Here is a 24,514-nt window from a genome sequence, read left to right as displayed (position 1 = left end):
CAGCGCACCGCGGCGCGCAGGAGGCGCCGACGGGACGCGGCTGTGACTGCCCGGTGACCGTACGATCAACTCCGAGCGTCGGTCAATGACTCCGACCTCCCCTCATGCCCTGGACCACCGGTACGGCGCAGTGCGGCGCGCCGCCCGGGCACGCGAGCGGCCCGGCACCGCGGGGGGTGCCGGGCCGTGGGAGCGCGGACGGGACGTCAGGGGGTCCAGAAGTTGTGCGTGACGACCAGCATCGACTGGAGCTGGATGCTGGCGGAGAAGTAGTCGTCGGAGCCGGGCGCGGTGGCGACCATCTTCTTCCACAGCGCGTCGAGCCACGCCTGGCCGTCGGCGTCGTTCATCGCCGCGACCGCGAACGGCGCGAAGAACGCGGCGTCGTTGCCGTCGCCGTACGCCGTGCCGTTCAGCCGGTAGCCGTTGACCAGCTTGGACGCGTTGCCGCCGGCCTTCGACCTGGACCAGGAACTGAGCTTGAGCGCCGCCTTCTTGGAGGCCGCGTCGCCGGTCTGCGCGGCGTCGGTGCCAAGGCGCCACGGGTCGCGGCAGGCGTTCCAGTGGTAGTCCCCGTCGTGCGGGTCCTCGAGTACCTGCTCGGCCGGGGGCCGTGGCGTGGAGGTGGTGTTCTCCACGAAGTCCGGCAGCAGCCCGGTCTTGGCCGCGTGCTTGGCCTGGAGGTCGGCGGTGACCTGCTGCGTCTTGTTCCGCACCGCGTCCCAGGTGCCGTCGCCGGTCGCCTTCCTGAACGCCTTGAAGTGGCCCGGCATCCAGTCCGAGGTGCGGGAGACCTGGTCGTAGTCGCCGGACGACCAGTCGCCGAGTTTGGTCAGCCTGGTGCCGCTGTGCACCTCGCTCTTCTTGATGGCGTTGATCCGCTTGACGGCCAGCGCCTTGTAGTCGTACGTGCCGGAGCTGCCCCACTGCCGGTCGGCGAGCAGCAGCCCGTAGGCGATGTCCAGGTCGCCGTCGGTCGCCGAGTCCGAGCCGTTGACGCTCTTACAGCTCGCGTTCTGCTCGGCGGCGTGCAGGTCCTTGTTGATCGACGAGGGGTGGTCGAGGACGTACTTCAGGATGCCGTCGAAGATCTTCCGCGCGTCGGCGTCGGCCCCGGCCATGGTCGCGGTGATGACCATGCCGTAGCCCTGCGCCTCGCCGACGTAGTCGTGGTCGGCGTCGGGCGAGTACACCTGGTACCAGCCGTTGCCGCAGTTCTGCTTGATGAAGTTGGCCTTCCACTTCTGGTAGAAGGCCAGCACCTTGGCATCGTTGTCCTTCTGGCTGCCGGAGGGCTTGAGGGCGCCGTCCGCGTACGAGAAGGAGTGACTGCCGAACGGGATGGCGGCGGCGGCCCGAGCGCGCGGGCCGTCGGCGACAGAGGCCGCCGAGGGGGCGGCGGCCGGGGCGGGGGCGGCGTCCGCGGCCTGACTGCCGGGCACGCCGGCGAGCCAGAATCCGCCGCCACCGGCGAGGGCGGCGACGGTCAGCAGGGCGAGCGATCTACGGTTCCTCACCATTGCCACGTCATGCCTCCATCCTGGGACGGGAGTTGGGGAGGCGAACGCTAGCGAGCGGGCGCGGGGCGCCACAAGACGATGGTTAGGAAAGCTTCCTGTTTACCTCCCGGCCCGGCCACGTGCGCTCTCGTGTGCTCACCGGCCGCAGGTGGGGGAAACGGAACGTCAGGCGCCGGGCGCGGCGGCCTTGCCCCGTCGCCCCGGGCCCGGCTCCGCCGCCGGCCCTGGCGGAATGCCGCCGTCGCCGGGTGGCGGGGTGCCGACGCCGTCACGGGGCGGCGGGGGAGACCCAGCGGTAGGAGAGTTCGGGGCGGCCGACGGCCCCGTACTGCGGGGTGCGCGCCGCGCGACCGGTGTCCACCAGGTGCTCCAGATAGCGCCGGGCGGTGATCCGCGAGATGCCGAGTGCCTCCGCCGTGGCGTTGGCCGAGATGCCGGCGCTGGCCGCGCGCAGCACCTCGGTGACCGACTGGAGGGTCGCCAGCGTGAGGCCCTTGGGCAGCTCGGCCGGCGCCTGCGGCGCGCGCAGCGCCGCGAGCGCCCGGTCCACCTCGGCCTGGCCGCTGGCCTCGCCCACGGTCACCGTCGCCCGGAACGCCGCGTACCGGGTCAGCCGCTCCCGCAGGGTGGCGAACGTGAACGGCTTCAGCACGTACTGGACCACCCCGAGCGAGACGCCCTCCCGCACGACGGCCAGGTCGCGCGCCGAGGTCACCGCGATGACGTCCACGCCGTGCCCGGTCGCCCGCAGCGTGCGCAGCAGCCGCAGCCCGTGCCCGTCGGGCAGGTAGAGGTCGAGCAGCAGCAGGTCCACGGCGGTGCGCTCCAGCGCGCGGCGCGCCTGCGCGGCGGAGTGCACGGTGCCCACGACGGTGAAGCCGGGCACCCGGCCGACGTAGAGGGCGTGCGCGTCCGCCGCCAGGGCGTCGTCCTCCACGACGAGCACGCGGATCGGCCCGTCGGCCGGCGCGGGGCCGTTCTCCATGGCGCTCACGAGGCCCCGCCACGGGGCTCGTCACCGGCCGTGTCACCGGCCGCGGCCCGGGCCGCGCCGGGACCGTCGGCAGTGGGCCCGTCGGCGGTGCGCCCGTCGGTGGTGGGCCCGTCCGTGCCGGGCGCGGGGTCGGCGGGCCGGGGCTCGGCGTCGCCGGGGGCCTCGTCCGTGCGGCGCAGGGGCAGCCGGACCGTGAACTCGGCGCCACCCCGCGGGGAGCGACCCAGCGTGATGGTGCCGCCGTTGCGGTGCACCGTCTGGCGCACGATGGCCAGGCCGAGCCCGTGGCCGGGCACGGCCTTGGTGCTCCAACCCCGCTGGAAGATCTCCTCGGCCGCGCCCGGGCCCACGCCGGGGCCGTTGTCCCCGACCCGCAGCGTCAGCTCGTCGTCCCACGCCCGCACCGTCACCGTGACCCGCCCCCGTCGCCCGTCCACGGGCGCCCCGGAGCGGCGGCCGGGGCCCGAGCCGCCCCGCGCGGACGGGGCGGTCTGGCCGCCCGCCGCGTCGATGGCGTTGTCCACCAGGTTGCCCAGGATGGTCACCAGGTCCCGGGCCGGCAGGCTGGCCGGCAGCAGCCCGTCGTCGATGTGGCTGTCGGGCGTCAGCTCGAAGTCCACCGCGTGCTCGCTGGCCTGGGCCGCCTTGCCGAGCAGCAGCGCGGCGAGCACCGGCTCGGCCACCGCGCCCACCACCTGGTCGGTGAGCGCCTGGGCGAGTCGCAGCTCCGCGGTGGCGAACTCGACGGCCTCGTCGGCCCGGCCGAGTTCGATGAGGGAGACCACGGCGTGCAGCCGGTTGGCCGCCTCGTGGGCCTGCGAGCGCAGCGCCTCGGCGAAGCCGCGTACCGAGTCCAGTTCGCCGGAGAGGGCCTGGAGTTCGGTGTGGTCGCGCAGGGTCACCACGGAGCCGCGCCGGCCGTTGCTGCTCACCGGCGCGGTGTTGACGATCAGGACCCGGTCGGCGGTCAGATGCAGCTCGTCCACCCGGGGCCTGGGGTCGAGCAGCGCGGCGGTCAGCGGCGGGGGCAGGCCGAGTTCGCCCACGTGCCGGCCGACGGGCGGCGCGCCGCGCCGGCCGCCGCGCGTGTCGAGGGCGGGGGCGGCCTCGGAGCGGCCGGTCGTGGCGGCGGCGTCGGGGCGGGGCAGGCCGAGGAGTTCGCGCCCGCCGTCGTTGATGAGCGCGATCCGGCGCTGCCCGTCGAGCATCACCAGGCCCTCCCGCACCGCTTGCAGCGTGGCCTGGTGGTAGTCGTGCATCTGGCTCAGCTCGTTCGCGTTCATGCCGTGCGTGTGCCGGCGCAGCCGCGCGTTGATGACGTAGGTACCGAGCCCGCCGAGCACCAGCGCGGCCAGCGCCACGCCGGTGAGGGCGAGCACCTGGCGCCGCTCCTGCTCGGTGATCTCCTTGATCGTGATCCCGGCGCTGACCAGCGCGACCACCGGCCCCGGACCGTCCGTGCCGCCGCCCGCGCGCACCGGGGCCACGACGCGCACGGAGGGGCCCAGGGTGCCGGTGTACGTCTCGGAGAACACCTCGCCGCGCAGCGCGGGCCCGGTGTGGCCGAGGAACTTCTCGCCGATCCGGCCGGGTTCGGGGTGCGTCCAGCGGACGCCGCGCGGGTTCATGATCGTGACGAACGCGACGCCGGAGTCCAGCCGCACCCGCTCCGCGTACGGCTGGAGCACCGCCGTCGGGTCGGGCGAGCGGGCGGCCTCGACGACGGCGGGGGAGTTGGCGATGGTGGTGGCCGCGGTCAACGCCTGGCGCCGCGCGGCCTCCTGTGCCTCGCCCTTGGCCGTGACGTAGGTGAAGACGGCGCACCCGGCGACCACGGCGGCGACCAGCACGACCTGCATGGCGAAGAGCTGGCCAGCGAGGCTGCGAGGACGGGGGATGCGCATCGGCTCAGTGTGCACGCTGTCCCTGGCGTGAACGTAATGTACGTAAGGGTGACCGCCGTCACAGCCTGGTGCATAGTCGCCGGGACATCCCGCACGCGAGCCGCGCGTACCCCATGGCGCGGCCGGGCCGGATGCCCTCAGCAGCGGTGGCTGGGCCGTACCCACGCATCTCTCAGCCCTGCCGAGCAGCAATGCACGACCGAAGGAGGCAGCCGTGGCTGCGCAGACCTCGCCGTCGGAGCCGGGAGACACGCCCCCCGACTCCGGCTCGACATCACGACGGGCGGGACAGGCGACCGGGGAAGGCCCCGGGACGACGCCGGGAACGAAGGCGTCGGGACCGAGGACACCGGGGCCGGCGAAGCGGGACAAGACCCACTATCTCTACCTTTTCGTGATCGTGGCCGTGCTCCTCGGCATCACGCTGGGCTTCGCGGCGCCCGACTTCGCCGTGGAACTCAAGCCGATCGGCACCGGCTTCGTGAACCTGATCAAGATGATGATCTCGCCGATCATCTTCTGCACGATCGTGCTCGGCGTGGGATCGGTCCGCAAGGCCGCCAAGGTCGGCGCGGTCGGCGGCCTCGCGCTCGGCTACTTCCTGCTGATGTCCACCGTGGCCCTCGCCATCGGCCTGCTGGTCGGCAACATCCTGGAGCCCGGCAGCGGGCTGCACCTGACCAGCGAGGCGGCCAAGGCGGGCCAGGGCGAGGCCGAGGGCGCCAGCGAGTCGACCGAGGAGTTCCTGCTCGGCATCATCCCGACGAGCATGCTGTCCGCCTTCACCGAGGGCGAGGTGCTCCAGACCCTGCTGATCGCCCTGCTGGTCGGCTTCGCCCTGCAGGCCATGGGCAAGGCGGGCGAGCCCGTCCTGCGCGGCATCGGCCACGTGCAGCGGCTCGTCTTCCGGGTGCTCGCGATGATCATGTGGGCGGCCCCGGTGGGCGCCTTCGGCGCCATCGCGGCGGTGATCGGCGAGACCGGCACCGACGCGCTGCGCTCGCTGGCGGTCATCATGGTCGGCTTCTACGTCACCTGCCTGATCTTCGTGGTCGTCGTGCTCGGTACGATCCTGCGCCTGGTGGCGGGCGTGAACCTGTTCCTGCTGCTGAAGTACCTGGCGCGGGAGTTCCTGCTGATCCTGTCCACCTCCTCGTCCGAGTCGGCGCTGCCGCGGCTGATCGCGAAGATGGAGCACGCCGGCGTCAGCAAGCCGGTGGTCGGCATCACCGTCCCCACCGGCTACTCCTTCAACCTCGACGGCACCGCCATCTACCTGACGATGGCCTCGCTGTTCATCGCCGAGGCGATGGGCGACCCGCTCTCCGTCGGACAGCAGATCTCGCTGCTGCTGTTCATGATCGTGGCGTCCAAGGGGGCCGCGGGCGTCACCGGGGCCGGCCTCGCGACGCTCGCCGGTGGCCTCCAGTCGCACCGGCCGGAGCTGGTGGACGGCGTCGGGTTGATCGTCGGCATCGACCGCTTCATGAGCGAGGCGCGGGCGCTGACGAACTTCGCCGGGAACGCGGTGGCCACCGTGCTCGTCGGCACCTGGACCAAGGAGATCGACCGGGACCGGATGCGCGAGGTGCTGCACGGGCGGCTCCCGTTCGACGAGCGCACGCTGCTCAACGACGGCCACGGCCACGGGCCCGACGACGAGCCAGCCGACGGGCCCGCCGAGCGGGTCGCCCTGGCCAAGCAGGCCGCCGCCGGGTCGGCCGCCGCCGACGCGGACGGCAAGGAGGCGGCCAAGGTCTGAGGCCCGCCGGGCCGGTCGCCAGGAGCCTGGCCGCCCGACCGGAGATCCCCACGGTCACCGGTCGGACTGGGACGCCCGCTGGCGGGGCAGGCGTACACCAGGAGGCCATTTCGCGGGGCGAGACCTCACCCCATCTCGCCCCACCCGCCGCCCCGTCCCGCTCCTCCGGGACGGGGCGGCGCTTTTGCCGGTACGGGGCGGCGCTCTGCCGGGGGTACGGGGCGCGCCACCGGCGGCGCGCCCCGTACCCCCGGTGGCCGCGTGGCGCTACGCCGGCCGCAGCCAGATCGTCGACAGCGGGGGCAGCACCGGCACGACGGACGCCGGCCGGCCGTGCCAGCCGTACGGCTCGGCCTTGAGCGGGTCCGGGTTGCCGACGCCGCTGCCGCCGTACCGCTCCGCGTCCGTGTTCAGCACCTCGACCCAGGCCGGCACCTCGTCCGATACGCCGATCCGGTACTCGTGCCGCACCACCGGCGACATGTTGCTGACGCACACCAGCGGCGTGCCGTCCGCCGCGTGCCGGGAGAAGGCGAACACGTTGTCCTGCGCCGCGTCCCCGTCGATCCAGGCGAACCCCTCCGGCGCGCTGTCCCGCTGCCACAGCGCGGGCGTGGCCGCGTAGACCGTGTTGAGGTCGCGCACCAGGTCCCGTACGCCGCGGTGGTCGGGCTCGGCCTCGTACGACGGGTCGAGCAGCCACCAGTCGGGCCCGTGCTCCTGCGACCACTCCGCTCCCTGCGCGAACTCCTGCCCCATGAAAAGGAGTTGCTTGCCCGGGTGGGCCCACATGAAGCCCAGGTAGGCGCGGTGGTTGGCGCGCTGCTGCCACCAGTCGCCCGGCATCTTGGAGACCAGCGCGCGCTTGCCGTGCACCACCTCGTCGTGCGAGATGGGCAGCACGTAGTTCTCCGAGTACGCGTACACCATCGAGAACGTCATCTCGTGGTGGTGGTACCTGCGGTGCACCGGGTCGTGCGCCACGTACCCCAGCGAGTCGTGCATCCAGCCCATGTTCCACTTCAGCCCGAACCCGAGCCCGCCGAAGCCGCCGGGGCCCACGTGGTGGGTCGCCCGCGTCACGCCGTCCCAGGCGGTGGACTCCTCGGCGATGGTCACCACGCCCGGGCAACGGCGGTAGACCGTGGCGTTCATCTCCTGGAGGAACGCCACCGCGTCCAGGTCCTCCCGGCCGCCGTACGCGTTCGGCGACCAGGCGCCCGAGTCCCGCGAGTAGTCGAGGTAGAGCATCGAGGCCACGGCGTCCACCCGCAACCCGTCGACGTGGAACTCCTCGCACCAGTACACCGCGTTGGCCACCAGGAAGTTGCGCACCTCGCGCCGCCCGTAGTCGAAGACCAGCGTCCCCCAGTCGGGGTGCGCCGCCCGCGCCGGGTCGCCGTGCTCGTACAGCGGCCGGCCGTCGAACTCCGCGAGCGCCCAGTCGTCGCGCGGGAAGTGCGCCGGCACCCAGTCCACCAGCACCCCGATGCCGGCCCGGTGCAGCGCGTCCACCAGGTGCTTGAAGTCGTCCGGGGTGCCGAGCCTGGCCGTGGGCGCGTAGAAGCCGGTCACCTGGTAGCCCCACGAGCCGCCGAAGGGGTGCTCGGCGACCGGCATGAACTCCACGTGCGTGAACCCGAGGTCCCTGACGTACGCGGGCAGTTGTTCGGCCAGCTCCCGGTAGCCGAGCCCGGGGCGCCACGAGGGGAGGTGCACCTCGTAGACCGAGAACGGCGACTCGGTCACCTCCCGCCCGGCCCGGCCCGCCAGCCACGCCTGGTCGTGCCAGCGGTGGTGCGAGGCGTGCACGATCGACGCCGTGGCGGGCGGGCACTCGGTGCGCCGCGCCATCGGATCGGCGCGCACCGTGTGCGAGCCGTCGGGCCGGGCGATGTCGAACTTGTACAGCGCCCCCTCGCCGACGCCCGGCAGGAACAGCTCCCACACCCCGCTGGCCCCCAGCGACCGCATCGGGAACGCGGTCCCGTCCCAGCAGCAGAAGTCCCCGACCACCCGCACGCCGAGCGCGTTCGGCGCCCACACCGTGAACCGGGTCCCGGTCACCCCCTGGTGGACCATCGGCCACGCGCCCAGCGCCTGCCACAGTCGCTCGTGCCGCCCCTCGCCGATCAGGTGCAGGTCCAACTCGCCGAGCGCGGGCAGGAAGCGGTACGGGTCGTGCACCTCACGCCCGCCACCCCCGCCACCCCCACCGTCCTCGCCAGTCCCCGCGTCGCCGTCCGTGTCGTACGAGACGAGCAGCCGGTACTCCGGGATCTCGCGCAGCGGCAGCACGCCCGAGAACAGGCCGTCCCCCTCGGAGCGCAGCGGCGCCCGCAGCCCCGGGGCGACCACCGCGACCGAGCGGGCGAAGGGCCGCAGCACCCGGAACCGCACCCCGGCCGGCTCCGGGTGCGCCCCGAGCAGCGCGTGCGGGTCGTGGTGCGTGCCGTCCAACAGCCGCCGCCGCTCGTCCCCCGCGAGCGGCGCGGCGGCCAGCACCACGCCGCGCGCCGCCTCGTCCCGCGCCGTGGCCGGGCCCGGGCCCGGCCCCGGTCGCCCGTGCGGAGCGGCGGGCGGCGTCTTCGGGTGGGGCAGCGGCTGCGTGGGGGGCGGTGGCTGCCCCAGCACCCGGGCCGGGGGCCGGTCGCGGGGGCCGTCGGGGCGCGCGGACGGGGGCTCGGGGGACGGGCGTGCGGTCACGTGGGGGCCTCCAAAGCTGAGGGGACGTCCGGGACCCGGCTCATGCCGTGTCCCGCGCGGCTGGCCCGGCGAGGCGCCGGATCGCGGACAGGGGGACGGGAAGCCAGTCCGGCCGGTGCCTGGCCTCGTAGAGCACTTCGTAGACGGCCTTGTCGGTCTCGTACGCGCGCAGCAACTCCGGTTCCGCGCGCGGGTCGTGGCCGCAGGCGGCGGCGTACCCGGCGCAGTACGCGGCCCGGGACCGGCGCGCCCACTCCCGTGGCTCGCGCGGCCCGGCGGCGCTCTCCGGGCCGCCGTGCGCGCCGCCGGCGCCTACCGCCGCCGCGTAGTCGAACGACCGGAGCATGCCGGCGATGTCGCGGACCACGGGTTGCAGGCGGCGCCGCTCGGCCAGCGGGCTCGCGGGCTCGCCCTCGAAGTCGATCAGGCTCCACCGGCCGTCCCGTGTGCTGCGCAGCGCCTGCCCGAGGTGCAGGTCGCCGTGGATGCGCTGGGCCGGCCAGGCGCGCCCGCTGTCGCCGAGCGCGGCCAGGTCGGCGTAGGCGCCGCGCAGCGCCCGGCGGAAGGGCCGGAGCGCGGGGACCGCGCCCGCCGCCGCGTCCAGCCGGCGCGACATGGCGGCCGTGAGGTGCTCGATCTGCGGGGGGCCGATCTCGGCGGTCGGCAGCGAGCGCGCCAGCGCGAGGTGCACCTCGGCGGTGGCCTGCCCCAGCGCGTGCGCGGCGGCGGTGAAGTCGGCGCCGTGCGCCAACTGGTCCAGGGCGTACTGCCAGCCGTCGGCGCAGTCCGCGAGGTAGGGCTGGAGCAGCCCGAGCGTCGCCGGGGCGCCCGCCCCGGCCGCCTCGAACCACGCGGTGGGCGGCGGCACCCGGCGGCAGCCGGTCCGGGTGAGGGCGAGCGCCACCTCCAGGTCGGGGTTGATGCCCGGCGCGATCCTGCGGAAGACCTTGAGGATGTACGCGTCGCCGTACACCACCGAGGAGTTGGACTGCTCGGCGGTCAGCGGGCGGGGCGTCAGGCCGGCCTCGATGGTGGCGCCCGGGGCGCGGCGGAAGCGCAGCGGCCCGAGCGTGCCGGGCAGCCGCAGGCGTTCGAGGAGCAGGGCGGCCTGGCGCGGGTCGGCGAGCGCCTCGTAGAGCAGGGCCCCGGTCAGCGGCCCGGTGGCCGGCCGGCCGATGAGGGCGTGCGCCAGCCGTGGCGGCGCCGCCGCCTCCCGCGCCACGGCCGGTTCGTCCGCCCCGTCGGCGGCGGCTGTCGTAGCGGCGTGCGCGGCGGCGGGCCCGGGCTCGGCCCGCGCGGCCCGGTTCGCCGGCGGAGGCCCGGCGCCGTGCGGGTTCGGCGGCAGGACGCCGAGCAGCAGTTGGTAGCAGTCGGCCGGCTCGGGGGCGCCTCGCCGGCGCGCCCGGGACGCGGAGGATGGTTTCGCCAACGCCGCGCGTTCCGCGCGTTCCGCCCCGGCCGTGGCCCGGTCGGCGCGCCCCGCCGCCCCGTCGCCTGGGTCCGCGTCAGCGTCCGCGTTCGCGTCGCCGCCCGGGGCGCCGTCCGCCCCGTCGCCGGCGTCAACCTCGGCCTCCTCGTCCGGGTCCTGGTGGGCCCGTACCAGCAGGTGCAGCAGGCCCGCAGCCCCGTCGCGCGCCGTGCACGGGAGCAACTCCGTCGCCGAGACCAGGGTGAAGCCGCTGATCGGGCGGCCCTTGCCGGCGAACCAGCGCTGCCGTGGCAGCCACTCGGTCAGCAGCGGCGCGAGCGAGGCGAGCAGCCCGTCATCGGCGCCGCCGCCGGCGGCGGCCGGCGTCGCCGCGACCTGGCCAGCGCCGCCGGTACGCGGGCCGTCCCCGCGCGGGCCGGCGGCCCGCCCCGTGGGGCGAGGCGGCGCGGCGCTCGCCGTCGCCGGCGAGGGGGTGGGGGGTGACCCCCGGGACATGGAGGAGTCCGACATGACGTCGCGTCCTTTCCCCGGGGCACACGACAGATAGGACGAAGTGTCCCGGATTGCTCCAATTTCTGGGCGGCGACGCGCTGTGGACGTACCTCGGGGAGCCGCCCGGGCGCGACGGTGCGGGATGGCGGTGCGGGGTGGCGGTGCGGGAACGCGCGGGGCGCTGGCGCCGGGCTGCGGGCGCGCGCGGTGTCGTACGCGGGGGAGAGCCCGTCCGTGGGGGCGCGGGGGCCGGACGCCGGAGGGGGGGTGGGCGCCGGGCGCGGGCCCGGGGGAGCGAGCCCGCCGGGCGCGGCGAGGAGGGGCCCGCGCGTAGGGGGAGAGGGGCCCGTACGTGGGGGGAGTACGCGCGACGTCGGTCCGGCGTCACGGGCGGGGCGCCGGACCGACGGTGTCGCTCAGCCCACCGCCACCTGGTCGAGGGAGCCGTGGGCGTCCGCGCGGTCGGCGCCGTCGGCGGGCCGCAGCCGGAACCAGTAGAAGCCGTGGCCGGCCAGCGTGAGCAGGTAGGGCAGCTCACCGATGGCGGGGAAGCGCACGCCGCCGATCAGCTCGACCGGATGGCGGCCGTTGAACGCCTGGAGGTCCAGCTCCGTCGGCTGCGGGAACCGCGAGAAGTTGTTCACGCACAGCACCAGGTCGTCGCCGTACTCGCGCAGGAACGCCAGGACGGCCGGGTTGCTCGACGGGAGTTCGGTGAAGGACCCGAGCCCGAAGGCCGGGTTCTGCTTGCGGATCTCGATCATCCGCCGGGTCCAGTGCAGCAGCGAGGACGGGCTGCTCATGGCCGCCTCGACGTTGGTCACCTGGTAGCCGTAGACCGGGTCCATGATCGTGGGCAGGAACAGCCGCCCCGGGTCGCACGAGGAGAAGCCCGCGTTGCGGTCCGGGGTCCACTGCATCGGCGTGCGCACGGCGTCCCGGTCGCCCAGCCAGATGTTGTCGCCCATGCCGATCTCGTCGCCGTAGTAGAGGATCGGCGACCCCGGCAGGGCCAGCAGCAGGGCGGTGAACAGCTCGATCTGGTTGCGATCGTTGTCGAGCAGCGGGGCGAGTCGGCGCCGGATGCCGATGTTGGCCCGCATCCGCGGGTCCTTGGCGTACTCCGCGTACATGTAGTCACGTTCCTCGTCCGTGACCATCTCCAGCGTCAGTTCGTCGTGGTTGCGCAGGAAGATGCCCCACTGACAGCCGGAGGGGATGGCCGGCGTCTTGGCGAGGATCTCCGAGACCGGGTAGCGGGACTCGCGGCGCACCGCCATGAAGATGCGCGGCATCACCGGGAAGTGGAACGCCATGTGACACTCGTCGCCGCCGCGCTGGAAGTCGCCGAAGTAGTCCACGACGTCCTCCGGCCACTGGTTGGCCTCGGCCAGCAGCACCGTGTCCGGGTAGTGCGCGTCGATCTCCGCCCGCACCCGCTTGAGCAGCTCGTGCGTGCGCGGCAGGTTCTCGCAGTTGGTGCCCTCCTCGGCGTACAGGTACGGCACCGCGTCCAGGCGGAAGCCGTCGATGCCCAGGTCGAGCCAGAACCGCAGGGCCGCGATCACCTCCTCCTGCACGGCGGGGTTCTCGAAGTTGAGGTCGGGCTGGTGCGAGAAGAAGCGGTGCCAGTAGTACTGCTTGCGCACCGGGTCGAAGGTCCAGTTGGACGCCTCGGTGTCCACGAAGATGATGCGCGCGTCCGGGTACCGCTTGTCGTCGTCGGCCCAGACGTAGAAGTCGCCGTAGGGCCCGTTCGGGTCCTTGCGAGACTGTTGGAACCACTCGTGCTGGTCGCTGGTGTGGTTCATCACGAAGTCGATGATCACGCGCATGCCGCGCTGGTGGGCGGCGTCCACGAACTCGACGAAGTCGGCCAGGTCCCCGAAGTCGGGGAGCACGGCGGTGTAGTCGGACACGTCGTAGCCGCCGTCGCGCAGCGGCGAGGCGAAGAACGGCGGCAGCCACAGGCAGTCGACACCCAGCCACTGCAGGTAGTCGAGCTTGGCGGTGAGGCCCTTGAGGTCGCCGATGCCGTCCCCGTTGCTGTCCTGGAAGGAGCGGACCAGTACCTCGTAGAACACGGCCCGTTTGAACCAGTCCGGGTGGCGGTCCCCGGCGGGCGTGTCCTCGAAGGTGTCCTGGACGGGCTCGTTGACGATCATGGTGTGGGTGACCCTCCGATCGGTGAGGACGGTCGCAGCGAGAACACGTGCGCGGGCGCGATGCCGCTGCCCGGCTCTAGGCGCACGTAGTTGTCGCTGCCCCAGTGGTAGGTGGTGCCGGTGAGCTCGTCGCGCACCGACAGGGACTCATGCCAGTCGAGGCCGAGTTCTGGCATGTCCAACGACACCGTGGCCTCGTGGGTGTGGTGGGGGTCGAGGTTGACCACCGTCAGCACGCAGTCCCCGCCCGCGCCGCGCGCGCCCGCCGCGTCCGCCCGCCGTCGCCCCTCGTCGCCCGGCCGCACCCCGGGCCGACGCGGCGCCGGCGGCTCGGACCTGCGTTCGGGCACTCGCTTGGAGTAGGCGATCACGGCGTCGTTGTCGGTGCGGTGGAAGCGCAGGTTACGGAGCTGCCGCAGGGCCGGATGGTGCCGGCGCAGCCGGTTGAGCGTGGTGATCAGCGGGGTGATGGTGGCCCCGGCCCGCTCGGCGCCGGCCCAGTCACGCGGGCGCAGTTCGTACTTCTCCGAGTGCAGGTACTCCTCGCTGCCCGGGCGTAGCGCCGTGCCCTCGCACAGCTCGTACCCGGCGTACATGCCCCAGGACGGCGAGAGCGTCGCCGCGAGGACGGCGCGGATCTCGAACGCGGACCGGCCGCCCTCCTGGAGGTAGGCGGGCAGGATGTCGGGGGTGTTGACGAAGAAGTTGGGCCGCATGCAGGCGGCGGCGTCCCCGGTCAGCTCGGTGAGGTAGTCGGTCAGCTCCCGCTTGGTGGTGCGCCAGGTGAAGTACGTGTACGACTGCTGGAAGCCGACCGCCGCCAGGGTGCGCATCATCGCCGGCCGGGTGAACGCCTCGGCGAGGAAGACGACCCCGGGGTCGGTGCGGTTGATGTCGGAGATCACCTTCTCCCAGAAGACCACCGGCTTGGTGTGCGGGTTGTCCACCCGGAAGATCCGCACCCCGCGCGCCATCCAGCAGCGCAGCACCCGCAGCGTCTCGCGGACGATGCCGGGGAAGTCCGCGTCGAAGGCGATGGGGTAGATGTCCTGGTACTTCTTCGGCGGGTTCTCCGCGTACGCGATCGACCCGTCCGCGCGGTGGTGGAACCACTGCGGGTGGCTGGTCACCCACGGGTGGTCGGGCGAGCACTGGAGCGCGAAGTCGAGGGCCACCTCAAGGCGCAGCTCGCGCGCCTTGGCGACGAAGTGGTCGAAGTCCTCCAGGGTGCCCAGGTCCGGATGGATCGCGTCGTGCCCGCCGTCCGCGGAGCCGATCGCCCACGGCGAGCCCACGTCGTGCGGGCCGGCGGTCAGCGCGTTGTCGGGACCCTTGCGGAACGAGGTGCCGATGGGGTGGATCGGTGGCAGGTACACCACGTCGAAGCCCATCGCGGCGATGGCCGGCAGCCGCTCGGCGGCGGTGCGCAGGGTGCCGCTGACGGGCGGCGCCCCGTCCGCCAGCACGGCGCCCTCGGAGCGCGGGAACATCTCGTACCAGGAACCGAACAGCGCGCGCTCCCGCTCCACCTGGAGCGGCGCCGCGCGCGAGGTGGTCACCAGCTCGCGCAGCGGGTGCCCGTCCAGCGCGGCGACCACCTCGGGCGCGAGCGCGGCGGCCAGCCGGTCCGCCACCGGGCGGCCCTCGTCGAGCAGCGCGTCGACCGCGCTGAGCACGGCCTCCCGGCCGGCGTTCTTGGGCACGTCGGCGGCGGCGCGCTCGTGCAGGTGCGCACCCTCGGTGAGCACCAACTCGGCGTCGATGCCGGCCGGCACCTTGACCCTGGCGTGCGAGCGCCAGGTGCCGATCGGGTCGCTCCACGCCTCGATGGTGAAGGTCCAGCGGCCCTCGCGGTCGGGGGTGACGTCCGCGCCCCAGCGGTCCGTGCCGGGCTCCAGCTCGCGCATCGGCGTCCACGGACCGCAGCGCCCGGCCGGGTCGCGCAGCACCACGTTGGCCCCGACCGCGTCGTGCCCCTCGCGGAAGACAGTGGCGCTGACCTGGAACGTCTCGCCCACCACCGCCTTCGCCGGGCGCCTGCCGCAGTCAACGAGCGGGCGGATGTCCAACACGGGGATACGGCCGATCATGGGATCACCTAACGGCGTCGCTGGCGTGCGGGGCATTGGTTCTTTCTACCGGGTGGGCACGCCGTTCCCGGGGCACGCGCGGGGCCGCCGTGCGCCGCGTTCACTCGGCTGGCCGGACGCGACGGGCCCCGCCGCCAGGCTGCCGCCGGCGCCGTGGTGGTGACTGTCCGTCGCCGTGGTCGAGGTGGCTACGGCGCCTTCGGGGTGTCCGCGCGGGCGTCGTACGCGGCGCGGGCCTCGTCGATCCGGGACAGGTGCGCGACGCTCCACTCCAGCAGCGGCGCCGTGGCCTCGCGCAGGGTGCCGCCCATCTCGGTGAGCTCGTAACTGACGTGTGGCGGCATCACGTTGTGGACGGTGCGGGTCAGGATCCCGTCGCGCTCCAGGCTGCGCAGCTTCACGGTGAGCACGCGCTGGCTGATCCCGTCGATGGCCCGCTTGAGTTCGGTGAAGCGGCGCGGCCCGTCCCTGAGCTGGCGTACGACCAGCAGCGACCACTTGTCCCCGACGATGTCGAGCACCACCCGGGTGCGGCACGCGTCGTCGGGCCCGGTCGCCGGCGGCTGGTCGTCTGGCGTCGTGTCCACGGTTACCTCCAGAGAACCGAGGCACCTCGATGTGCCTTATTGCCCGTGGCGCACCCCGTGCACCAGCATGTTTCCCGGTACTCGAACAGTACCGAGGCACGAAAGGTAACCACCAGGACCGCGAGCCGGCGGCCTGGACGTGGCCGTGCCCCGCTCCCCGTACGACGAAGGGTTGACCTGCCATGTCCACATTCCTGTTGGTGCACGGTGCCTGGCACAGCGGACGGTGCTGGGAGCGGGTGGTGCCGCTCCTTGAGGCCGCCGGGCACCGGGTGCTCGCGCCGTCCCTGACCGGCTACGGCGACAGGGCGCACCTGGCCGGCCCCGAGGTGGGGCTCGACACGCACGTCGACGACGTGGTCGATCTGATCGACGAGCAGGGCCTGGCCGACGTCGTACTCGTCGGCCACAGCTACGCGGGGCTGGTGGTCTCCGCCGTCGTCAACCGGATACCCGAGCGCGTCGCGCACCTGGTCTACCTCGACGCGATGGTCCCCGAGGACGGCGAGTCCGCCGTCGACGTCCTGCCCGTGACCCGGCACCTGATCGAGGCCGCCGAGCGGTCCGAGAGCGGCTGGCGGGTGCCGCCACCGCCCGAACAGCCCGCCCCCCTCGGCCTGTTCGGCGTCACGGACCCGGCGGACGTGGCCTGGCTGCGCGCCATGCTCTCCGACCAGCCGGTGCGCTGCCTGCGACAGCCGGTGCGCCTGGACAACCCGGCTGCCCGCGCGGTGCCGCGCACGCACATCCACAACGTCGGCGCCACGCCGGAGGGCATCACCCGCCGCCCCGTCCCGCCGGTCCAACCCAACGGCACCCCGGCCCGGGTCTGGACGCTGCCGACCGGCCACGACTGCATGATCACCATGCCGGACGAACTCAGCGCGCTGCTCCTCAAGCTCGCCTGACCCGCGCCGCCGGGCGGCCCGTCCGCGAACCCCCGCCCCGGCGTGGGCGGTGGCTACTCCTCGGCCCGGCGGACGAGGAAGACCTGGCGCCAGTGCTCGGCCGAGCGCACGAGATCCTCGCTGACGTGGTGGAGGAACTGGCTCAGGTTGTCTAGGCGGGCGCCGGCCGGGGTGGCGGGGTCGAGTGCCTGGGCGTGGCGCGCGGACGCGGCGGCGATCTCGGCGTCGATGCGCGTGCTGGCCATCACGGCCCGGAACCACACGTCGTCACCGATGGCGTAGCGCTCGGCGCGGCGGTGGGGATCGCGTTGCCGCTGGATGACCCCCATCGTCTCCAGGACGCCGACGGCCTTGGAGACGGCGGCGGGGCTGACCCGCAGGCGGCGCACGAGTTCGGCCGAGGAGAGGCTGCCGCTGTCGGTGGTGAGGAGCGCGGCCAGGACCCTGGCCGCCATCGGCCGCATCCCGGTCCGTACGAACAGTTCCGTGGTGCGCGCGGTCACCTCCGCCACGACCCGGGGGTCGCGGCCACCGAGCTCGGCGCCGCCCGGGGCCGGGCTCGTCACGGTGGCCGGGGCCCGGCGCGTCCTGCGCTGGCTGGCCTGGTGCGCCTGGTCGGCGTGGTAGCCGGTGGGCCCGCCGTTGCGCATCACCTCACGCGTGACGGTCGAGGTCGACCGCCCGAGCCGACGGGCGACGGCGGCGTACGTGAGTCCGTCACGCAGTCCTGCGGCGATCTCCCGCCGGTCCTGGCGGGTGAGTCTCTCTCCGGGCATCGGTGTCCTCGTCGGTCGGCGGAGACACGAGCGTAATGCAACGAGGTCGTTGCATTAAGAGACAGGGTGCGTGCAACGATTTCACGGCTCTGAGCTGCTAGTTCGCTGTTAAGAGGGCTCGTCGTTGATTGACGAGTTCGTGTACGCAACGTAATTTTCACCGCGTCGTGAAGATCCTCAACGGGGCGGGAGCAGCGAACATGAGCGACATCGAGGTGCAGCGGGCGTTGGACTGGGCGGTGGCCGAGGCGGGTGTACCCGGCATCGTCGCCGACGTCAGGGACGGCGACCGGAGGTGGTTCGGCGCCGCCGGCGTGGCCGACCTGCGGACGGGCGCCCCGCGCCGACCGGGCGAGTACGCGCACACCGGCAGCGGCGGCAAGGCGTTCATCGCCACCGTGCTGCTGGCGCTGGCGGCCGAGTCCAGGCTGAGCATCGACGACCCGGTCAACGCGTGGCTGCCTGGCGTGCTCGACCACAACGGCTACGACGGCGACAAGATCACCATCAGGCACCTGCTCAGCAACACCAGCGGCCTGTTCTCCACCGGCATGGCACCGGAGTTGACCAGCCGGTACGCCACCCGGGCCGCGTTCGCGGAGCACCGCTTCGACGCGTTCACCACCGAGCAACTGCTCGCCATGACGGTGTCACAGCCGCCGGTCGGCGCCCCCGGTGAGCGCTTCGCGTACTCCAACGGAGGTTTCTACGTCGCCGAGGCCCTCATCGAGAAGGTCACCGGCAACAGTCTGGCCGAGGAGATCGAACGCCGCGTCATCCAGCCGCTCGGCCTGACCGACACCTCCGTACGCTCCGCCCACGACGCGCGGTACCCCGATCCGCATCCGCGGGCCTACTCCACGCTGTTCTACAAGGACGGCACCGACCCGGCCGCGGTCACCCCGGAGAACTGGGAGTCGGTGATGGAGGAACCCGGGCTCGACCCCCTCGACGTGACCGAGTACAACACCTCGTGGGCGCCCGCCAACGTCGTCTCCACCACCGGCGACATGATCAGGTTCGTCGGCGCACTGGCCGGCGGCACCCTGCTGCCGCCGGAGCAGCACCGCGCGATGTGGACCACGGTCTCCACCGAGGGGGGCAACTGGACGCCGCACACCCGGTACGGCCTCGGCGTGTTCGAGTTCGACCGGGCGGTCACGGGCGGCCTGACGCTGCGCGGCGTGGGCGGCAGCTTCTGGGGATGCCTCTTCTACACGGTGGCCACCGCCGACGGCGAGCACACCCTCTCCCTCCAGACCAACACCGAGTGGAAGAGCTGGGACGTCCTCTTCCGGGTCATCGACGCGGAGTTCGGCGTCCGCCTCAGCGGATGAGCGGGCCGCCCGCGAACGGTGTCCCCCGCGCCCGCCGTGACGGGCGGGCGCGGCGCGGCTAGCGCGCGGGGCGACCTCCGCCTCGGGCCGGAGCCGGGCCCGGCACCCGGTCCGCCGACGACGCGCCCGCTGCCGACGACGCGCCCGACGTCGACGACGCGCCCGACGTCGACGACGCGCCCGCTGCCGGCGACGCGCTCGGCGCGGTCGCCACGGACCCGGCCAGCAGCCGCAGGCCCGCGTCCGAGGCCGAGTCCGGCTCCGCGCTGAAGGCCAGCACGCCCTGCCCACCGGAGTCGGGCAGCCGCAACATCTGGAACGCCAGCTCCAGCGGCCCCACCAGCGGATGGTGGAACACCTTCACGCCGCTGGTGCAGCCCCGCACCGGGTGCCGCGACCACAGCGCGGCGAACTCGGGGCTCTTCATGGTCAACTCGCCGATCAGTTCGGCCAGTTGGCGATCGTCGGGGTGCTCGCCGGCGGCCAGGCGCAGCGAGGAGACCGCGCGCCGCGCCTCGAACTCCCAGTCCGGGTACAGCTCGCGCACGTGCGGGTCGAGGAAGAGTAGCCGCTGCGTGTTCGGGCGCTCGGCGGGCCGCTCCGGCGCCCCCGCGTCCAGGTGCCCGGCGAGCAGCGCGTGCCCCAGTGGGTTCCAGGCCAGCACGTCGTACCGCGCGTCCAGCACGAGCGCCGGCACCGCGCCCATCGCCGCGATGAGCTGACGGGTGGCGGGGCGGGCCGTGGCGGGGCGCGCGGCGGGGCGGCGCGCGGCGCGCCCGGGGCGGGCCAGGTTGCGCAGGTGCGCGTGCTCGTCCGGGGTCAGGCGCAGCGCGCGGGCGAGCGCGTCCAGGACGCCGTCCGACGCGTTGCCGCTCTGGCCCTGTTCCAGCCGCGTGTAGTACGCCACGCTCACGCCCGCGAGCTGCGCCAGCTCCTCGCGGCGCAACCCCGGCACCCGGCGCTGGCCCCCGTAGGAGACCAGCCCGACGTCGGCGGGCTGGAGCCGGGCGCGGCGGCTGCGCAGGAAGTTTCCCAACTCGGCTGGTGTGTCCATGCGCCCCAGTCTCCGTCAGCGCCGCCCTCGCTGCCTGCCCCTGCCAGTGGCAGGCAGCGGCGGGCCGGGCTTCCGCACACGCCGAACGGGCGCACGCCCCCGTGGGCGCCCCCGCGCGGGGTGGGGTCACCCGTTCAGGCAGTCGCAGAACGGATAAATAGCGTGGCTGCCTACAGACACGCAGAAATTTGGCGGATATGGGCGAATCGGCCGGGTGGCCGCCGCTACCGTCGGAGCGTGAAGGCCATTCGTCGTTTCAGCGTGCGCCCCGTCCTCCCGGACTCCCTCAGACCGCTCAGCGACCTCGCGCGCAACGTGCGCTGGTCCTGGCACCCCGAGACCCGCGAGCTGTTCCAGGCACTGGACCCGGACGGCTGGCGGGCCGCGGGCGGCGACCCGGTGCGGCTCCTCGGCTCGGTCCCGGCCGACCGGCTGGCCCGCCTCGCCGCCGACCCCGAGTTCGTACGCCGCCTCGCCGCCGCCGCCGACGAGCTGCGCGCCTACCTGACCGGACCCCGCTGGTACCAACAGCAGGTCGAGCGGCGGTCGGCCGACGGCGGGACCGCCCAGGGCGAGACCGCCGGCGGCGGCGACCCCGCGCCGGGCGCGCTGCCGCGGGCCATCGCGTACTTCTCGCCCGAGTTCGGCATCACCGCCGCCCTGCCCCAGTACTCCGGCGGCCTCGGCATCCTCGCCGGCGACCACCTCAAGTCCGCCAGCGACCTCGGCGTGCCGCTGATCGGCGTCGGGCTGCTCTACCGGCACGGCTACTTCCGGCAGACCCTCTCCCGCGACGGCTGGCAGCAGGAGCACTACCCCGTGCTCGACCCGAACGAGCTGCCGCTCACGCTGCTGCGCGAGGTGGACGGCCGCCCCACGCACATCACCCTCGCGCTGCCGGGCGGGCGCTCGCTGCGCGCGCACGTCTGGCAGGCCAGCGTGGGCCGGGTGCCGCTGCTGCTGCTCGACTCCGACGTGGAGGAGAACGCGCAGCGCGAGCGGGACGTCACCGACCGGCTCTACGGCGGCGGCAGCGAACACCGGCTGCTCCAGGAGATGCTGCTCGGCATCGGCGGGGTGCGCGCCGTGCGCGCGTACTGCGCGCGCACCGGACACGCCGCGCCCGAGGTCTTCCACACCAACGAGGGGCACGCCGGCTTCCTCGGCCTGGAGCGCATCCGCGAACTCATCGCCGGCGGCGCCGACTTCGACACCGCCCTGGAGTCCGTGCGCGCCGGCACCGTCTTCACCACCCACACCCCCGTGCCCGCCGGCATCGACCGCTTCGACCGCGAGCTGATCGCCCGCCACATCGGCGACGGCGGCGAACTGACCGAGCTGCCCGTCGAGCGCGTCCTGGCGCTCGGCCAGGAGACCTACCCCGGCGGCGAGGACGGCCTGTTCAACATGGCCGTGATGGGGCTGCGGCTGGCCCAGCGCGCCAACGGCGTCTCCACGCTGCACGGCCAGGTCAGCCGCGAGATGTTCGCCGGCCTGTGGCCCGGGTTCGACGCCACCGAGGTGCCCATCACCGCCATCACCAACGGCGTGCACGCCCCGACCTGGGTCGCGCCCGAGGTGGCCGGGCTCGGCGCGCGGGTGGCCGAGCGCACCGCGACCGACCCCGGCGCCCGACCGGCGGACGCGACGGCGCACACCTCCGACGCGGACCTGTGGGCGCTGCGCCGCACGCTGCGCGAGCGCCTCGTCGTCGAGGTGCGCGAACGCCTCGCCGCCTCCTGGCGGCAGCGCGGCGCCGACCGCGCCGAACTCGGCTGGATCGACGGCGTCCTCGACCCGGACGTGCTCACCATCGGCTTCGCCCGCCGCGTCCCGGCGTACAAGCGGCTCACCCTGATGCTGCACGACCGGGACCGGCTCACGGAACTGCTGCTGCACCCCGAGCGGCCGGTGCAGATCGTCGTCGCGGGCAAGGCGCACCCGGCCGACGACGGCGGCAAGCGCCTGATCCAGGAGCTGGTCCGGTTCGCCGACGACCCGCGGGTGCGGCACCGTCTTGTCTTCCTGCCCGACTATGGCATGGCCATGGCCCAGCGCCTGTACCCCGGCTGCGACGTCTGGCTCAACAACCCGCTGCGCCCACTGGAGGCGTGCGGCACCTCCGGCATGAAGGCCGCCCTCAACGGCTGCCTCAACCTGTCGGTACGGGACGGCTGGTGGGACGAGTGGTACGACCCGGACTTCGGCTGGGCCATCCCCACCGCCGACGCCTCGGCCGCCGTCGGCGAGTCCGCCGAGGCCGACCAGGACCGCCGCGACGCGCTGGAGGCCGCGGCCCTCTACGACCTGCTGGCCCACCAGATCACCCCCCGCTTCTACGAGCGCGGCGCCAGCGGCCTGCCCGACCACTGGCTCGCCATGGTGCGCCGCACCCTCACGACGCTGGGCCCCAAGGTCCTGGCGGGGCGGATGGTGCGCGAGTACGTGGAGAAGCTGTACGTGCCGGCCGCCCGGGCCCACCGCGCGACCAGCGGAGTGGCCGCCCGGGAACTCGCCCAGTGGAAGGCCCGGGTGCGGGCGGCCTGGCCGAGCGTCGCGGTGGACCACGTCAAGGCCGAGAGCGAGCCACCCGAGGCGACCGCCCCCGGCGCGCCGCCCGGGCCCGCCCCGGAGGAGGTCGACGCCGGGGCGCCGAACGAGGGGGAGTGCGCCACCGTCGAGCTGGGCACCACGCTGACGCTGCGGGTCAGGGTCTCGCTCGGCGACCTGACGCCGGACGACGTCGAGGTGCAGGCCCTGGCCGGCCCGGTGGACGAGGCCGACCGGATCGGCGCCGCCCGCGCCGTCCCGCTCAAGCCGGTCGGCGGGCCGAGCCTGGAGGGGCACTGGTCGTACGCGGGCCCGCTCGCCCTCGACCGCTCGGGACCCTACGGGTACACCGTCCGCATCCTGCCCTGTCACGAACTCCTGGCCAGCAGGGCCGAGTTGGGCCTGGTGGCGGCGCCGACGGAGCGCACCGGCGAGGAGGCCGGGCTGCTGATGCGCTGAGCCGCCGGCGCGCGGTCGAACGGAGGCGACGTGCGGCGGGCCCGGGGAGGTGATCCCCGGGCCCGCCGTGCGCGCGGGTGCGGTGCCCTGCCGGGCCCGCCGCCTCGCGTGCCGGGTGCGTTACTTGACGCCGACGCCGGCCCAGGCCGCGTCCACGCCCTTGACCTCGGCGCTGTCCGCGCCGTACAGGTCGGTCGCCGCCTTGAGGGTGGCCTCGCGCGCGGCGGCGTAGTCGGTGTTGGAGGTCATGTAGGTGGTCAGGGCCTTGAACCAGATCTTCTCGGCCTTGTCCCGGCCGATGCCCTCGACCTTGGAGCCGTCGACGGTCGGGCTGTCGTACGTGACGCCGTTGATCTCCTTGGCGCCGCTGCCCTCGGAGGCCAGGTAGAACCAGTGGTTGGCGATGCCGGACGAGTAGTGGACGTCCACGTCGCCGGCGTTCTCGTCCCAGTTGTCGAGCGAGCTGCCGTCCTTGGAGGGCTTGTCCATGTACCGCAGCGGGCTGCCGTCGCCGCGGATGTCGATCTCCTCGCCGATGAGGTAGTCGCCGACGTCCTCGCCGTTCTTGGCGTTGAACTCGACGGCCGTGGCGAAGATGTCGGAGGTGGCCTCGTTCAGGCCGCCGGACTCGCCGCTGTAGGTGAGGTTGGCGGTGGCCGAGGTGACGCCGTGGGTCATCTCGTGGGCCGCGACGTCGATCGAGGTCAGCGGGTGGGTGTTGCCCTCGCCGTCACCGTAGGTCATGCAGAAGCAGGAGTCCTGCCAGAACGCGTTGGAGTAGTTCTGGCCGTAGTGCACGTTGGACGTGGCGCCCTGGCCGTCGCCCTTGATGCCGTCGCGGCCGTGCACGGACTTGTAGTAGTCCCAGGTCAGGGCGGCGCCGTAGTGCGCGTCGACGGCGGCGGTCTGGGCGTCCTCCGGCTTGCCGGTGCCCCACTTGTCGTCGTCGTCGGTGAACGCCTCGCCCTGGCTGCCCTGCCCGTTCTTCAGGTTCAGCGTCTTGTGGCCGCCGCGCTCGCCGTCGGTCAGCGTGTAGCCGCTGCCCTCCTTGGCGGTGCCCAGCTCGACCTCGCCGCTGTACTGGCTGGAGCCGGTGCCGTTCTTGACGCCCTGGAAGGTGAAGAGTTCCTTGCCGGTGTTGGCGTCGGTGATGACGTGCAGCTCGTTGGGCGTGCCGTCGGCCTGCAGGCCGCCGATGACCGCCTCGTAGGCCAGGGTCGGCTTGCCGTCGGCGGCCCAGATCACCTTGCGGGGCGCCCTGTCGGCCTTGGCCAGCTTGGCGTCGTCGGCCCGCGCGGCCTTGATCGCGGCCCGCTCGGCGGTGGACGGGGCCAGCTTCGCCTTGGTGGAGGCGACCTTGATGGTGGCCTTCGTCGCCTTGGTGACGCCCTTGAGCTTGCCGCCCTTGGTCTCGTGCGTGATGAGGTCGCCGCCGAGCACCGGCAGGCCGGCGAAGGTGCGCTCGTAGCGGGTGTGCGTGGTGCCGTCACCGTCCTTGACGACGTCCTTGACGACCAGCTTCTCCTGGGCGCCCAGGCCCAGCGTGCTGGCGGTCCTGGCGGTGGTGTCGTTCGCCTCGCGCAGCAGCTCGGCGCGGTGCGAGGGGCTCAGCTTGGCGGGGGTGGCCGAGGCCGCCGTGTCGGCGGCGTCGGCGGCGCCGGCCGTGCCGGTGGTCAGGCCCGTGGCCAGCAGCGCGGCGGCTGCGGCGACCGCGCCGGCGGCGGCGGCCGTACGGCGGGTGCGGGTGGATCGGGGTATGCCGGAAGACGTGCTCACGCGAA

At 73.8% G+C, this 24,514-nt stretch carries 15 protein-coding genes; 4 read left to right on the top strand and 11 right to left on the bottom strand.

The window, feature by feature from the left end:
- Window positions 1–206: 206 nt before the first annotated feature.
- From AC3CHW_RS08885 to AC3CHW_RS08875, 3 genes are all read right to left on the bottom strand, one after another.
- On the bottom strand, window positions 207–1,520 hold the full coding sequence (locus tag AC3CHW_RS08885; protein WP_488471009.1) for a family 8 glycosyl hydrolase: 1,314 nt from the start codon (window positions 1,518–1,520) through the stop codon (window positions 207–209).
- 268 nt (window positions 1,521–1,788) lie between these two features.
- Window positions 1,789–2,505, bottom strand: a complete 717-nt coding sequence (locus tag AC3CHW_RS08880; protein ID WP_398608947.1) for a response regulator — start codon at window positions 2,503–2,505, stop codon at window positions 1,789–1,791.
- Between the two features lie 5 nt (window positions 2,506–2,510).
- Window positions 2,511–4,418, bottom strand: coding sequence for a sensor histidine kinase (locus AC3CHW_RS08875; protein ID WP_488470089.1), 1,908 nt, complete (start codon window positions 4,416–4,418; stop codon window positions 2,511–2,513).
- Between the two features lie 394 nt (window positions 4,419–4,812).
- On the opposite strand from AC3CHW_RS08875, the gene AC3CHW_RS08870 reads away from it, so the two are divergent.
- Window positions 4,813–6,180, top strand: coding sequence for a cation:dicarboxylate symporter family transporter (locus AC3CHW_RS08870; protein WP_488471008.1), 1,368 nt, complete (start codon window positions 4,813–4,815; stop codon window positions 6,178–6,180).
- A gap of 267 nt (window positions 6,181–6,447) precedes the next feature.
- Here the strand turns inward: AC3CHW_RS08870 and glgB are convergent, their stop codons facing one another.
- The 5 genes from glgB to AC3CHW_RS08845 all read right to left on the bottom strand — a co-directional run bounded on the left by glgB (window position 6,448) and on the right by AC3CHW_RS08845 (window position 15,649).
- Window positions 6,448–8,685: a 1,4-alpha-glucan branching enzyme gene (glgB, locus tag AC3CHW_RS08865; RefSeq protein WP_488471007.1), complete on the bottom strand. Its 2,238-nt coding sequence runs from the start codon at window positions 8,683–8,685 to the stop codon at window positions 6,448–6,450.
- Between the two features lie 241 nt (window positions 8,686–8,926).
- Entirely contained in the window at window positions 8,927–10,825 is a 1,899-nt protein-coding gene (locus tag AC3CHW_RS08860; protein WP_488470088.1) for a maltokinase N-terminal cap-like domain-containing protein, read from the bottom strand.
- A gap of 398 nt (window positions 10,826–11,223) precedes the next feature.
- Window positions 11,224–12,972 (bottom strand): maltose alpha-D-glucosyltransferase, encoded by a 1,749-nt coding sequence (gene treS / locus AC3CHW_RS08855; protein WP_176164221.1) that lies wholly within the window; start codon window positions 12,970–12,972, stop codon window positions 11,224–11,226.
- On the bottom strand, window positions 12,969–15,062 hold the full coding sequence (locus AC3CHW_RS08850; RefSeq protein ID WP_488470087.1) for an alpha-1,4-glucan--maltose-1-phosphate maltosyltransferase: 2,094 nt from the start codon (window positions 15,060–15,062) through the stop codon (window positions 12,969–12,971). The genes treS and AC3CHW_RS08850 overlap by 4 nt, the downstream gene beginning before the upstream one ends.
- A gap of 188 nt (window positions 15,063–15,250) precedes the next feature.
- Complete coding sequence (locus tag AC3CHW_RS08845) at window positions 15,251–15,649, bottom strand: winged helix-turn-helix transcriptional regulator (RefSeq protein WP_488470086.1); 399 nt, start codon at window positions 15,647–15,649, stop codon at window positions 15,251–15,253.
- A gap of 182 nt (window positions 15,650–15,831) precedes the next feature.
- On the opposite strand from AC3CHW_RS08845, the gene AC3CHW_RS08840 reads away from it, so the two are divergent.
- On the top strand, window positions 15,832–16,557 hold the full coding sequence (locus AC3CHW_RS08840) for an alpha/beta hydrolase (RefSeq protein WP_398608849.1): 726 nt from the start codon (window positions 15,832–15,834) through the stop codon (window positions 16,555–16,557).
- A gap of 53 nt (window positions 16,558–16,610) precedes the next feature.
- Here the strand turns inward: AC3CHW_RS08840 and AC3CHW_RS08835 are convergent, their stop codons facing one another.
- Window positions 16,611–17,333 (bottom strand): GbsR/MarR family transcriptional regulator, encoded by a 723-nt coding sequence (locus AC3CHW_RS08835; RefSeq protein ID WP_488470085.1) that lies wholly within the window; start codon window positions 17,331–17,333, stop codon window positions 16,611–16,613.
- 200 nt (window positions 17,334–17,533) lie between these two features.
- Between AC3CHW_RS08835 and AC3CHW_RS08830 the strand changes: the two genes are divergently transcribed.
- Window positions 17,534–18,670: a serine hydrolase domain-containing protein gene (locus AC3CHW_RS08830; RefSeq protein ID WP_488470084.1), complete on the top strand. Its 1,137-nt coding sequence runs from the start codon at window positions 17,534–17,536 to the stop codon at window positions 18,668–18,670.
- 58 nt (window positions 18,671–18,728) lie between these two features.
- On the opposite strand, the gene AC3CHW_RS08825 is transcribed toward AC3CHW_RS08830, so the two are convergent.
- Window positions 18,729–19,724, bottom strand: coding sequence for a helix-turn-helix domain-containing protein (locus tag AC3CHW_RS08825; protein WP_488470083.1), 996 nt, complete (start codon window positions 19,722–19,724; stop codon window positions 18,729–18,731).
- Between the two features lie 237 nt (window positions 19,725–19,961).
- On the opposite strand from AC3CHW_RS08825, the gene glgP reads away from it, so the two are divergent.
- Complete coding sequence (gene glgP, locus AC3CHW_RS08820; RefSeq protein WP_488470082.1) at window positions 19,962–22,733, top strand: alpha-glucan family phosphorylase; 2,772 nt, start codon at window positions 19,962–19,964, stop codon at window positions 22,731–22,733.
- 120 nt (window positions 22,734–22,853) lie between these two features.
- On the opposite strand, the gene AC3CHW_RS08815 is transcribed toward glgP, so the two are convergent.
- Entirely contained in the window at window positions 22,854–24,509 is a 1,656-nt protein-coding gene (locus tag AC3CHW_RS08815; protein WP_488470081.1) for a M4 family metallopeptidase, read from the bottom strand.
- Between the last annotated feature and the right edge of the window lie 5 nt (window positions 24,510–24,514).

This window comes from Streptomyces sp. MGP-BFMKR1, from assembly GCF_057766585.1.
Note: the sequence above shows the minus strand (reverse complement) of the source record. Positions and strands in the feature narration are given on the sequence as shown.